The organism is Rhodospirillaceae bacterium (assembly GCA_018662005.1).
In the GTDB taxonomy this organism is placed as follows: domain Bacteria; phylum Pseudomonadota; class Alphaproteobacteria; order Rhodospirillales; family JABHCV01; genus JACNJU01.
The window spans coordinates 78713-91876 of sequence record JABJHA010000012.1 but is presented as its reverse complement, the minus strand read 5'-3'; the positions used below and the strand labels follow the sequence as shown (position 1 = coordinate 91876).

The 13164-nt window shown below is 54.6% G+C and carries 13 protein-coding genes; 8 read left to right on the top strand and 5 right to left on the bottom strand.

The window, feature by feature from the left end; translation table 11 throughout:
* Positions 1-51 precede the first annotated feature (51 nt).
* The gene (locus HOL66_06685; protein ID MBT5243912.1) at positions 52-615 is read right to left on the bottom strand and encodes a TlpA family protein disulfide reductase; all 564 of its coding nucleotides are present in this window, start codon (positions 613-615) and stop codon (positions 52-54) included.
* Positions 616-711: 96 nt separating this feature from the next.
* Between HOL66_06685 and argH the strand changes: the two genes are divergently transcribed.
* Genes argH through lysA form a run of 3 tightly spaced genes read left to right on the top strand, consistent with a single transcriptional unit; the run spans position 712 to position 3573 of the window.
* A complete protein-coding gene (argH, locus tag HOL66_06680) occupies positions 712-2145 on the top strand; it encodes an argininosuccinate lyase (GenBank protein ID MBT5243911.1) in 1434 nt (477 codons plus the stop codon).
* A gap of 11 nt (positions 2146-2156) precedes the next feature.
* The gene (locus HOL66_06675) at positions 2157-2291 is read left to right on the top strand and encodes a lipoprotein (GenBank protein ID MBT5243910.1); all 135 of its coding nucleotides are present in this window, start codon (positions 2157-2159) and stop codon (positions 2289-2291) included.
* Between the two features lies 1 nt (position 2292).
* Entirely contained in the window at positions 2293-3573 is a 1281-nt protein-coding gene (gene lysA, locus HOL66_06670) for a diaminopimelate decarboxylase (GenBank protein ID MBT5243909.1), read from the top strand.
* Here lysA and HOL66_06665 read toward each other — a convergent pair.
* Positions 3570-4664, bottom strand: a complete 1095-nt coding sequence (locus HOL66_06665) for a DUF3426 domain-containing protein (protein ID MBT5243908.1) — start codon at positions 4662-4664, stop codon at positions 3570-3572. The genes lysA and HOL66_06665 overlap by 4 nt on opposite strands.
* 191 nt (positions 4665-4855) lie before the next feature.
* Between HOL66_06665 and ftsE the strand changes: the two genes are divergently transcribed.
* The 5 genes from ftsE to HOL66_06640 all read left to right on the top strand — a co-directional run bounded on the left by ftsE (position 4856) and on the right by HOL66_06640 (position 10338).
* Positions 4856-5527, top strand: coding sequence for a cell division ATP-binding protein FtsE (gene ftsE / locus HOL66_06660; GenBank protein ID MBT5243907.1), 672 nt, complete (start codon positions 4856-4858; stop codon positions 5525-5527).
* Positions 5527-6402 carry a cell division protein gene (locus HOL66_06655; protein ID MBT5243906.1) on the top strand — a complete coding sequence of 292 codons (876 nt, stop codon included), beginning with the start codon at positions 5527-5529 and terminating at the stop codon, positions 6400-6402. Before ftsE ends, HOL66_06655 begins: the two co-directional genes overlap by 1 nt.
* A gap of 28 nt (positions 6403-6430) precedes the next feature.
* A complete protein-coding gene (locus tag HOL66_06650; protein MBT5243905.1) occupies positions 6431-7063 on the top strand; it encodes a YdcF family protein in 633 nt (210 codons plus the stop codon).
* Positions 7063-7788: a 1-acyl-sn-glycerol-3-phosphate acyltransferase gene (locus HOL66_06645; GenBank protein MBT5243904.1), complete on the top strand. Its 726-nt coding sequence runs from the start codon at positions 7063-7065 to the stop codon at positions 7786-7788. Before HOL66_06650 ends, HOL66_06645 begins: the two co-directional genes overlap by 1 nt.
* Before the next feature lie 189 nt (positions 7789-7977).
* Positions 7978-10338 (top strand): adenosylcobalamin-dependent ribonucleoside-diphosphate reductase, encoded by a 2361-nt coding sequence (locus HOL66_06640; GenBank protein ID MBT5243903.1) that lies wholly within the window; start codon positions 7978-7980, stop codon positions 10336-10338.
* Positions 10339-10468: 130 nt separating this feature from the next.
* Here the strand turns inward: HOL66_06640 and HOL66_06635 are convergent, their stop codons facing one another.
* The 3 genes from HOL66_06635 to HOL66_06625 form a co-directional block, all read right to left on the bottom strand.
* Positions 10469-11323: a hypothetical protein gene (locus HOL66_06635; GenBank protein MBT5243902.1), complete on the bottom strand. Its 855-nt coding sequence runs from the start codon at positions 11321-11323 to the stop codon at positions 10469-10471.
* Between the two features lie 335 nt (positions 11324-11658).
* Entirely contained in the window at positions 11659-12426 is a 768-nt protein-coding gene (locus HOL66_06630) for an SDR family oxidoreductase (protein MBT5243901.1), read from the bottom strand.
* 35 nt (positions 12427-12461) lie between these two features.
* Positions 12462-13019, bottom strand: coding sequence for a gamma-glutamylcyclotransferase (locus HOL66_06625; protein MBT5243900.1), 558 nt, complete (start codon positions 13017-13019; stop codon positions 12462-12464).
* Positions 13020-13164 lie beyond the last annotated feature (145 nt).

Here is a 13164-nt window from a genome sequence, read left to right as displayed (position 1 = left end):
TAACGTTAATAAGCCTTATCTGGGAAGGGGTTTTGACTCTTTTCAGTTGAATTAGCTGGGGTTTTTGGGGCCAATACAGCGGCGAACAAAATCAACGACATCCGCGCTATCCCATTGGGCGATGCCGGTGACGCGACCGCGTTCAAGTCCTTCGGCATCAATAAGAATGGTGACAGGCAAACCGCGAACCCCTGATTTACGGGCAACTTTACCGCGTTTATCAATCAGTACTTCAAGGCCATTGATGCCTAATTTCTTGAAAAAGGGGATCACTTTCTCCGCCCCGCCACGGTCTTCGGACAGGGCGAGCACGGTGATGTTGTCTTCCGATACCAGTTCTTTAAGACGCACAAGAGCTGGCATTTCCTTGATGCATGGCGCGCACCAGGTCGCCCAGAAATTCAAAACCACGCCCTGTCCTCTGAAATCCGAAATCGTCAATTCGGCGTCCTGGGCATTGAAAAATGGGTATACTGGTGACGGACGGGGTGGCGTTTCGGCCCTGAAATTTGCTAAACCGGGGCCGGGCTTGCTGCATTTATCTGTCTCAACACTTGCATGGAGCGGCGATATGGAGACAATCACCAACACTGCCAATGCAAACAGCGTTTGCAATCCCGGGAGAGAGCTTTTTGGGGCTTTGTTTTGGTTGCAAGGGTATAAGTTCATGGTTGGTTTTGATTTAGAGTATTTTTGGTGCGAGGTCCAGCGGTGACGAAGAAGCCTTCGAACCCACAAGCAGCGAACGAACAACCAGCAGCTGGCTCCAGCACGATCTGGGGCGGACGCTTTGATGCGGGCCCATCTTCCATGATGGAAGCGATTAATGCCTCCATCGATTTCGACAAACGGCTTTACCTGCAGGATATTGCCGGATCACGCGCCCACGCCGAGATGCTGGCGACAAAAGGAATCCTCAACCCGGCTGACGCTCAGGATATTGCCAAAGGCCTTGCCGCCATTGCCGGTGAAATTGAAGCGGGAACGTTTGTTTTTAGCGCCGCCCTTGAAGATATCCATATGAATATAGAAAACCGGCTTTCCGAAATCATTGGCGAGGCGGCGGGCCGTCTTCATACGGCGCGCTCACGCAATGATCAGGTGGCGACGGATTTCAGGCTATGGGTGCGCGACGCTATCGACGGGATCGATGCGGGGCTTGAAAATTTTCAGGGTGTTTTGATTGATATTGCCACCACACACGCAGGCTCGGTGATGCCTGGATTCACACATTTACAGGCGGCGCAACCAGTGACCTTGGGTCATCACATGCTGGCTTATGTTGAAATGATCGGCCGTGACCGGGGGCGCTTTGCCGATTGCCGCAAGCGCCTGAATGAATGCCCATTGGGTGCCGCGGCGCTGGCTGGAACGTCGTTTCCTATTGACCGGCAAATGACCGCCAAGGCGTTGGGCTTCGCACGCCCTGCGGCAAATTCACTGGACGCTGTTTCTGACCGGGATTTTGCTGTCGAGTTCTTGTCGGCGAGCTCGCTTTTGGCTATCCATCTGTCACGCCTGGCTGAGGAAATTGTGCTGTGGAGCGCACCCCAATTTGGCTTCGTTAAAATATCCGATCAGTTTTCTTCGGGCAGTTCCATCATGCCGCAAAAGCGTAATCCCGATGCCGCCGAACTGGTTCGGGGCAAGGTCGGGCGGGTGATCGGATCATTAAACGGGTTGCTCATTGTCCTAAAAGGGCTTCCCCTGGCCTACGGCAAGGATATGCAGGAAGACAAGGAACCCGTGTTTGACGCCGCTGACACTCTGGAACTATGCATCGCCGCCATGGCGGCAATGCTGGGCGAGGCGGAGTTTGATACCCAGCGTATGAAAGCCGACGCGGGCAAGGGCTTTACCACCGCTACGGATCTAGCCGATTGGCTGGTCCGGGTGGCGGGTATTCCGTTCCGTCAGGCCCATCATATTACCGGCCAGTTGGTAAAAATGGCAGAAGACAAAGACTGCGGTCTTGAGGACTTGAAGATGGCCGACATGCAATCCGTGGAAGCCGCCATAACGGATGATGTCTATGCCGTCCTTGGTGTAGAAAATTCGGTCGCCAGCCGGACCAGTGAAGGCGGCACAGCCCCGGCAAATGTAAGCGCCGCCTGCGCCGTTGCAAGGAAGAGGTATTTGACATGACATTTAAGTCAATGAAGCTGATTCAGCGCCTGCTCGTTTTGGCTCTGATCATTGCCATCGCCTCACCATTGGCCGCATGTGGCCGCAAGGGATCGCCCGAACGTCCGGAAGATTCCGAATACCCACGCAGCTACCCGGCCCCGTAAAATGGATCATTTTCAATACCGTGACGGCGTTCTTTTGGCCGAGGACGTCTCCCTAACCGCTATCGCCGAAGAGGTCGGGACGCCGTTCTATGCCTATTCAACGGCCACTCTTGAACGCCACTACAAAGCTTTCGCCGGTGCTTTTGAGGGTATGGATACGCTGGTTTGCTATTCGGTCAAGGCCAACTCGAACATCGCTGTGATTCGTACCCTTGCACGTTTGGGTGCGGGCGCCGATGTGGTTTCGGGTGGCGAGCTGAAACGCGCCCTGGCCGCTGGAATTCCGGCCGACAAGATCGTCTTTTCCGGCGTTGGCAAAACAAGGCGCGAGCTGACCGACGCCGTAAAGGCCGGGATCATGCAAATCAATGTGGAATCCGAACCGGAACTTGAAGCTTTAAGCACCATTGCCCGGTCTCTCGGGGTGGAAGTGGCGGTGGCGTTTCGGGTTAATCCGGATGTTGATGCCCGCACCCACGCAAAAATTTCCACGGGCAAAGCCGAAAACAAGTTTGGTATCGAGTGGACCCGGGTCCATGAAGTTTATACGAAGGCCGCGACAATGGCCGGAATTCGTACTGTCGGTCTGGCCGTTCACATCGGTTCTCAACTGACGGATACGGCGCCGTTCAGGGATGCTTATGTGCGGGTTCGCGACATCATCGCCATGTTGCGGGCCGATGGCCTGAACGTCGAGCGTATTGACTTAGGCGGCGGGCTTGGCATTTCCTACGGAAATTCATCGGAACCATTGCCGGGACCCACCGAATACGGGAAAATTGTGCGCGATGTTTTTGCCGATTTCGACGGCCAGCTGCTGTTCGAGCCGGGCCGTGTTATCGCCGGTAACGCCGGGGTGCTGGTGACCCGGGTGATTTATGTCAAAGAGGGTGCAACCCGCAGCTTCGCTATCGTCGATGCGGCCATGAACGACCTGACCCGGCCATCGCTTTACGATGCCTTCCATGAAATTGTCCCGGTCATTGAGTCCGCTCACGACGCGCCCTTGTTGCCATACGATGTGGTTGGGCCGATTTGCGAAACAGGCGATACGTTCTGTGTTGATCGGAAGTTACCCGCCCTTGCGGCCGGTGATTTGCTGGTCATCCGTACCGCCGGGGCATACGGTGCGGCCATGGCGTCAAGCTACAACACACGGGCCATGGTGCCCGAAGTTCTGGTGCGTGAAAAAGATTTTTCAATGATTCGCCGGCGTCTGGAAGTTGATGATCTGATCGATCTGGAAACCTTCCCGGCCTGGTTGTCGAACAATCCCGATTAGTTCTCTTCTTCGCCTTCGGGCTTCATTTCAGGTTCGGTGAAGGTGACTTCCATGCGCCGCGCTGTCGCCGCAGGGTCCATGATGGAGCCCTTGAACTCCATTTTTTCAGCAGCCGGAATTTGTCCCTGATCCGGTTCCAGATTCAGGAACTGCACTTCTTCATTGTCGCCGTTGAAAAGCGAAATACGGATCAGCGGAACGTCTTTTGGCGCGTCGGTGATATTGGCAACCGTGCCGGTGATGATCAGCACGTCAACCTCGCCTTCGGTTCCACGTTGTGATCTGACATCCTGAATGTCGAGGCCGGTTCCCAGCGGCTCGCCCAGGCCGATCATTTCATAAAGAGGCTTCGTCTGGGGGACCATTTCCTGAACCATGTCACGGGCGAAGAAGCCACCGGCCAGGGTGCCAACAATCAAGAGCAGGAAGAAGATACCAAGGATAAGGCCAATGGGTAGGCCGCCACCCTCATCGTCTTCGTCATCATCTTCGTCTTCATCGTCATCGTCATCGTCGCTATCGTAACTCATCAACGATTCGGGAATCGGCTCGGGGTCCTCAAGGTCGTCAAAACTGTCGATCCCGTCCATCCCGTCCTCGTCATCGTCCCCATCGTCCATCATGGAGCCAAAGGGCTCGGGATCTGAATCCTCGCCGAACATGTCGTCGAGTTCTTCCTGTGACAAGGGATCTTCTTCCGGTTCTGGTTCCGGCTCCGGTTCTGGTTCGGGCTCCGGCTCCGGCTCTGGTTCGGGCTCTGGTTCAGGTTCCGGCGGTGGCGGCGGTGGTGGCGGAGGCGCCGCAACGGGTTGCGGCATAGGCTGCATTTGTTGGGGTTGCGCCATTTGGCCCATCGCCATCATGGTTTGCATCTGCGCCTGGATTTGCGCTTGCAACACTGCCGGATCAATCATCTGGGCCGGTTGGGCCTGGGGCGCAAAACCCTGGGGCCGTTTGGCCGGCGCCTGTTGCACAGGAAGCTGGTGCCACTGATGCTCACAATTGGAGCACCGTACCGACTTACCCTGGCTTCCCAGGGTTGCGTTATCGACGTTATAGGTCGTCGAACAGTTAGGGCAACTGATAATCATGAGCGCCAATATGTGTTTAAGTACTGTCGTTTATAGGCATTGGAGGAGTCCAACGTCAAGATGTGGAAGGCTGATTAGATATATCTATCGTCGCATTTATTGTCTGTTCCGCTGCTCTGGACTGGAGCCCGTCTGCATGTCATTGTGACGCCGAATTTCAGAATCTATATCACCAGGCCAGGAACGACGGCGTGATTCGCTTTGAAAATGTAGGACTCAGATACGGTCTTGGCCCCGAAGTGCTCCAGGATGTCTCCTTTTCTCTGGCTCCGGGCTCTTTCCATTTTCTGGTTGGCGCCAGTGGCGCCGGTAAATCATCACTGCTAAAACTCATGTATATGGCGCTCAAGCCGTCGCGTGGTTTGATTACCCTGTTTGGACGCGATATTGCGACGACATCCCGGCACGAATTGCCGGCACTGCGCAGACGCGTCGGGGTTGTATTCCAGGAATTCCGCCTGATGCGGCACCTTTCGGCGTTTGATAATGTCGCCCTGCCATTGCGCGTTGCGGGCACCCGAAATTCAGAAATTCAGCATAATGTGGAAGAATTACTGAGCTGGGTTGGACTGCGTGATCACATGGCTTCCCGACCGCCAACCCTGTCAGGCGGTCAGCAGCAACGCCTGGCGATTGCCCGGGCGGTCATTGCCCGTCCCAAGCTGTTACTCGCCGATGAACCGACCGGCAATGTCGACGATCAAATGGCAATGCGTCTGATGCATCTGTTCGAGGAACTCAACAAACTGGGCACCACAGTGGTTATCGCTACCCATAATGAAACCCTGGTTAAGCGGTTGGGTCATTCGACCCTCAGGCTCGATGAGGGACGCCTGGAACTGCGACCGGGCGAGGCAGCCTAGTGTTTACCCGCCGAACAGACCTGCAATTGGAACGCGATTCGCTTGGCCGGTTTCTGCCCTGGCTGATCGCCTTCATGGTCTATTTGTCGGTGCTGGCGTTCGCCGGTATGCTGGCCCTTGATGACATCGCCACCCGCTGGGACCGTGGCATGAGCGGTTCGCTGACGGTCCAGATAGCGCCCGCCGGTGGCGGCGGTGAAAAACAGGTCAAGGCCGTCCTGAAGGTGCTCAATTCAACTCCCGGCATCGCCACCGCAAAATTTCTCGATCAAGACAAACTGATGACCCTGCTTGAGCCATGGCTGGGAAGTGACGCACTGGGCGCTGAATTGCCCTTGCCAAGACTGGTTGATGTGACCCTTGAAGACGGTGCGAACATCAATATTGCGGCCCTTGAGCGGCGTCTGATGGCGGTCGCGCCGGGGGCGGCTGTTGACGATCACGGGGTCTGGCTCGAACACCTGATCAACCTGATACAAACGGTCAAGGCGCTGGCCCTGGCGGTGCTTGTGTTCATCGTCCTGGCGACCATCGCGACGGTCATCTTCGCCACCCGTACCGGGCTTGCCATCCATCACGAGGCCATAGAGGTGCTGCATCTGATCGGCGCCCAGGATTCATACATCGCCCGCCAGTTCGCCAGCCGCGCCTTGATGCTGGGATTGCGCGGTGGTATTTTCGGATTGTTGCTGGCGTTGCCGACGATTTGGGGAATCGGTACCTTGGCCCGATCCCTACAGGCGGGATTGTTGCCCGCGTTTTCACTCGGGCCGGGTCATTGGGCTGTACTGGGCGGCCTGCCTGTGGTTGTCGCCCTGATCGCCATGATATCGGCGCGGCTGACGGTGATGAGAACACTAGCCAGGATGTTGTAGTTTTATCGAATGGGGGCGGGGCACAAAAATGGCTGGATTTCAGTCACAACGACGCGGTGGACGCCTGATCAGGCGGCTGGCCGAACTTGTGGTTGGTGTCGGTCTGCTGTGGATCGCCGGAATGGTTCGATATGCTGATTCGATCCCGCTTGCCGTTGAAGAACCAGGGCGACAAACCGATTCCATCGTCGTTCTTACCGGTGGAAGCGGGCGTCTTGAAGAAGGGTTGAATTTGCTTCAGCAGAATATGGCAGAACGGCTGTTTATTTCGGGGGTTTATCAGGGCGTCGATGTGAAGACCCTGTTCAGGTTATTCCAGCATAATCCGCAGGAACTTGAAGCCCGTATCGGTATTGGCACGGCCGTCAATACAACAGGCAACGCGACGGAAACGGCGCTTTGGATCAAAGCCGAGGGGTACAAATCCATGCGACTCGTTACCGCGTCCTATCACATGCCACGCAGTTTGCTGGAATTTCATCACGCCATGCCCGGTATCGACATTATCGCCCACCCGGTTTTCCCCGAACACGTCAAGGTCGAACGCTGGTGGGCATGGCCCGGGACGATGGGGTTGATCGCTCGGGAATATAATAAATTCATGTTCGCCTGGCTTCGTCAGGCTTGGGAAAAACTGACGGCGGGGAAGGTCACAGGTTGATGATTTTTATCCGTTCTGTCATTTTCAACATCCTGTTTTTCGGAATTTCCAGCCTGTTCTGCATCATCATGGTGCTCAGCTTGCCGTTGCCGCGGACCGTTCTCAGTCATGGTTTTCGCTATTGGATGGTGCTGACCATGGCGATTCTGAAAGTCGTTGTCGGCCTGCGCATTGAAGTGCGTGGCCGCGAGAATATTCCGGCCGGTCCGGCTCTGGTTGTTTCCAAACATCAGTCGGCCTGGGATACCGGGATCTTTTTCATGCTGCTCAATGATCCTTCTTATGTATTGAAGAAACAATTGCTGAAAATCCCCTTTTACGGCTGGATGCTTAAGAAGGGCGGCATGGTCGCCATTGACCGGGACGGTGGCGCTTCGACCCTGAAACAGATGGTTCGTGACAGCCGCGCGGTGATCGAAACCGGTCGTCCGCTGGTCATCTTCCCCGAAGGCACCCGCAGCCATCCCGGCGAGAAACTGCCTTACCACCCCGGTGTCGCAGCCATTTACAAACAGGCCGATGTGCCGGTCGTTCCCGTCGCCCTGAATTCAGGCCTGTTTTGGGGGCGGCGTTCGTTCGCCAAAAAGCCGGGCACGATCATCATCGAATTTCTGCCCCCCCTGGCCCAGGGACTGGATCGGAAAACCTTCATGGCGGAGTTGGAAAACGCCATAGAAGGAAATACCAACCGGCTCCTCACCGAGGCTGCCCAGACACGCTCCTGAAGCACTGTGGACAGCCATCCTTGTGGATATTGTGCATAACCTCGCTCGCCCCTTGCAAACAGCAGGTATCGGGATGTTTAAGTCTGGGGAAAAGCTGAGGAGAAACAGAACAGGAACAAATCTTGACGATTTTGGCCTGAAGGCTTAGTTTATAAAGCTAAATTCCACACCTTTAAGGACAAAACAGGCATGGTTCAGGTCGCCTCTATCTCGCAACGCATATGGGACATGAAGTACCGTTTGAAGAAGGCGGACGGCCAGCCTGTGGACAAAACCATTGCCGATACCTGGGCTCGACTGGCGGACGCTTTGGCCGAACCAGAGGCCGACCAAGAGCTGTGGAGCGAGCATTTTTATGAAGCCATGGATGATTTCAAGTTTCTGCCTGCCGGGCGCATTGTTTCGGGGGCCGGGGCGGGGCGCAATGTGACCCTGTTTAACTGTTTCGTCATGGGCGCTGTGCCCGATGATATGTCTGGTATTTTCGAGGCCCTGAAAGAGGCCGCCCTGACCATGCAGCAAGGTGGCGGCATCGGTTATGATTTTTCGACCCTGCGGCCCAAGGGCGCGCCGGTTGAAAGTGTCGGCGCCGAATCCTCCGGGCCGTTGCCGTTTATGGATGTCTGGGACGCCATGTGCCGGACCATCATGAGCGCCGGTTCCCGGCGCGGCGCGATGATGGCGGTGATGGCCTGTGATCATCCCGATATCGAAGCCTTTATAGAGGCCAAACAGGAAGCGGCGCGGCTGCGCATGTTTAATCTGTCGGTGTTGGTCAGCGACGACCTGATGCGCGCGGTCAAGGAAGATGCGCCGTGGGAACTGACCTTTAACGGAGTCGCATACAAAAGCCTTCCGGCCCGCGAGTTGTGGGACAAGATCATGCGCGCTACCTACGCATACGCCGAACCGGGGGTTATTTTTATCGACCGTATCAACCGCCTGAACCCGCTGAGTTATTGCGAGACCATCCACGCCACAAACCCTTGCGGCGAACAGCCGCTTCCGCCTTATGGGGCGTGCTTGCTGGGATCGATTAATCTGGCGCGGCTGATCGAAAACCCGTTCAGCGAAACCGCTGCCATGGATGAAGACGGACTTGCCAAGCTGGTGGCTACGGCAGTGCGCATGATGGACAATGTCATCGATGTTTCCAATTTTCCGCTGCCTGAGCAAGAACACGAAGCCAAATCCAAACGTCGTATAGGCCTTGGTATTACGGGTCTTGGTGACGCGCTGATCATGTGCGGGGCGCGCTACGGTGGCTCGGATGCAGTCGCCATGACAAGGCGCTGGATGAAATCGATCCAGCGGGCCGCCTATCTTGCCTCGACCGGGTTGGCGAGCGAGAAAGGCAGCTTCCCACTGTTTGATAAGGAAAAATATTTGGCGACGGAGGCTATCCGTAATCTTGACGACGACGTGCGTCAGGCTATTGCTGATCGCGGCATCCGCAACGCCCTGCTCACATCGATTGCGCCGACCGGCACGATCTCGCTGTTTGCCGACAATGTCTCCTCAGGGTTGGAGCCGGTGTTCAGCTTTAAATACAACCGCCATATCCTGATGGAAGACGGCACCCGCCGCGAGGAAGAAGTCTCCGACTACGCCTACCGGCTTTTCAAGCGCACCTACGGTGACGCGGCGGGTTTGCCAGATGCTTTCGTCGATGCGCAGTCTTTAAGCCCCAACGACCATCTGGTGATGCAGGCGGCGGTTCAGGAATTCGTCGACAGTTCAATCTCCAAGACCATCAATTGCCCCGAAAGCATCTCCTTTGATGATTTCAAGGATATCTACATGCAGGCTTTCGATCTCGGCTGCAAGGGCTGCACTACTTACCGCCCCAACGATGTCACGGGCTCGGTGCTGGAAGTGAAAGCTGAAAACAGCGAAGAACCGGAACTGCCGCTGGAACAACCTTCCAAACAGGCAACGCCGGTCGATCAGGGCGACGCCGGACCGGTGACCCACCTTTATCAGCCGCTGGACAGACCCGAACAGCTCCACGGTGCGACCTACAAGGTGCGCTGGCCCGAAAGCGACCACGCCATCTATATCACCATGAGCGACATTCTTGATGACAGCGGCCGGACCAGACCGTTTGAAATTTTCATCAACTCCAAGAACATGGAGCACTACGCCTGGACGGTCGCCCTGACACGGATGATTTCCGCTGTCTTCAGGCGTGGCGGCGATGTCTCGTTTGTGGTCGAAGAACTGAAAGCCGTTTTCGACCCGCGCGGCGGTCACTGGGTGGGCGGTCGCTACGTGCCTTCACTGCTGGCGGCCATCGGCGAGGTTATCGAGAAACACATGATCTCAATCGGTTTCCTGAAAAGCCCCGGTACCCTCAACGACGAACAGCCGCAAGCCCAGGTCGTGGCTATAGCAGGGGGCGTGGATGTCAACGATGGCAATACCGCTGGCGGCGGTTCGGACAACCCGACCCAACGCCTGCGCCAATGCCCAAAATGCGGCCAACCCAGCCTGATCCGCCAGGAAGGCTGCGACAGCTGCATGAGCTGCGATTATTCCAAGTGCGGGTGAGTTTTTGCGCGATTATTTTGGTGCCATTGGTAGCGCAACACCCAGACAGTATCCCCTAACTTCGTCATTCCCGGCTTGATCGGGAATCCAGTTCTTTTGTTTGGAATGAGTCCAAATAAACCACCCAAAATTAACTTTCGTCGATACTATTTTCCTGCAGTTCAATATCCTTAATTGCTACTGCGGTAGCTAGGATATCATGATCGCAATGGCTCGCCACACATGAATAGGTAATGAAGGTAGTCATTTTGCAAATATTAAAAGAAAACCGAATCATACCTTGATAATTTTCGTACCTCTCAGTTCCAACTGTAGCCATAAAATTAATTGCCTCAGGTCCACCATGAACGAACGAAGAAAGCTCCGAATACTCTGGAATGGCCGGTGTGAGAAATCCATCATTTCCTAGGTCTGTTTGATTAATTAAAAACTCAATTATTTTTCTATATTCAAACTGCTTAACCTTATGTTTTATGGTTTTTTTTGTGTGCTCCTTTTGCAGCTCTGGCTTTAGAGTAAAAACCAATTCCCATGGATCTTCACCTCTTTGTTCAGCTCCTAAAATCTCATTAAGTTTTATAAGGGAGTTTCCATATTTAACTTGCTCGTCTAGAGCACAAAAAAGCCGGTATTCCCTCCCTACATCATTATTTTTTTCTTTCCCAAACCTCACCCAGATATATTGAGATTTAATCCAATGTTCTATTAATGATCTGAAGAGAATTTTCGCAGAGTATAAATTATCCTTCTCACATGCATCGTAAACTCCATTTTTTATGAAGTTTATATTCCCCATAAAAGCGAATAAAATGGATAGTGTTTCCGCAAATTCTGATTCCTTAATTTGATTGAGAACCCCTATGGCTGATTCATTCACCAAATCAAATATTTCATTGTCTTTGTCCCGAACGTTTTCAAGCCATGCCTCGAATTCAACTTGTTTGGTTTCTAAACTGTTCATTTGATTGTCTTTTTCATTATCCATGAATTCAGAGATACATCACTTCAGTTCCTGATTTTCAAGAGTACCTTACTTAATGACGCAATAGTAACGCTATGTAGGTGGGGGATTTTCTTAAGGCATTGAAGGCGCTGGATACCCGCCTGCGCGGGAACGACGGAGTGGTAGGGATTTCCTCTGGTCCCCATGTGCGGGAACCGGGGAAGAAGAATTATGGGTAGAAGGAACTGGATTCCCGCCTTCGCGGGAATGACGGGAAGTGGTGGTGGGAAGTGGTTTCTCTCACCATTTTAATTTTGGTTCCCAGGGTCCCAGCCAAGAGACTGTAGGCCTCGCCCGGCTCTTAAGGGGCATGACATTTAACGCACATAAGACGCACCGTTCACATCAATTGTTTGGCCACTGGCGTGGGTTGCCAGACCGGAGGCGAGGAAGCAGATGGTGTTGGCGATCTCTGATGGCGGGGCGATGTCGCCCATGGGAATTTCACTGACCACGCGCTCTTTTAGTGTCGGGTCCAGATCAAAGGCTTCGAGGGCCATGTCGGTGCTGACGAACCCCGGGGCGACCCCGTAGGTGTAAATGCCATCGGCGCTATAGGCTCGGGCCAACGTCTTGGTCAGCGCTGTCATGCCACCCTTGGATGCTGCATAGGACCAGTAATCCGGGCCGTCGCCACGGAATGCGGCGCGGCTGGCGACATTGACGATGCAACCGCCGACACTCTTTTGCTGCCAGTGATTGATGGCCTGACGACATAAATCCGCCGTCGCAATCAGGTTAATCTGCATGGTGCGTTGCCACACCTCCTGCCAGTGTTGATCGGAACAATCACGCGCCGCCGCTTCAAAGACACCGGCGTTGTTGACGACAATATCGATCTGGCCTTTCCAGGAAAGCGCCTGACGCCACAAAACCCCCGCCGCCTCTGCGTCGTTCAGGTCAGCGCCAACCAGATGACACTGTTCGCGACCGGCCTCTTCCGCCGTCATTTCAGCGGCTTTCCGATTTGATCCGTAATGTAAAACAACCCCGGCCCCAGCCGATACCATGGCCTTGACCGTGGCCGCGCCAATACCGCGCGAACCGCCGGTGACAAGGGCGACTTTATTTGAGAAATCAATCATCGCTGTTTCCGATTCAAGAAAATATTAATGGTCAGCTACTTGGCTTTCGTTCGTGCGCAAATTTCATGCAACGGGCCTTCGACGACGCCCATTTCGTCCAGGTGATCGAGAGTGTTTTGCAGGTATTCCAGGGACGTGCCCATGGGGCCATTGCCTTGGCGGACCAGTTTGACCGCCTGTTCAATGGTTTGCTTGCCGGTGTACTGCTCATGGTCGCAGCGGACGATGAAGTTATAGGCCTGCACGTGCCTGCCATCACCCAGGCGGACGCCCAGAAATTTTGGCTGATAAATGCCGGTATCCATCTCGCGTTCATGCAGGTATTCCATGACCTGGGGCACGTCCTTTGCGGCCAGCAGGAAGGCCCGGCCCTTGCATGAGCCGCCGTGGTCAAGCCCCATCACCAACCCCGGTTTTTCCGGCGTCCCCCGGTAGCGCGTCGAGTAGACGCACAGCGAGCGGTGGTAGCCCCGCAACAAAGCCGGTTGGGCTTCAAGATAGGGGAAGCCCGGCTTCCACATCAGCGAGGCGTAGCCGAAGATCCAGATACCTTCTTGTGGTTCAAACAGGGGTGGATTCATATCAGCAATCATTGTGAGTTGACGTTAGAGCCGATCACACTTAAACGGAATCATTAATTGATTCCGTTTAAGTGTGTAAATCGGCTCGCTCTTTAAAAAATCGATCAGTTTTTCACGTTTCGTTTGAACACAACGTGCTCAAACGAAACGTGAAAAA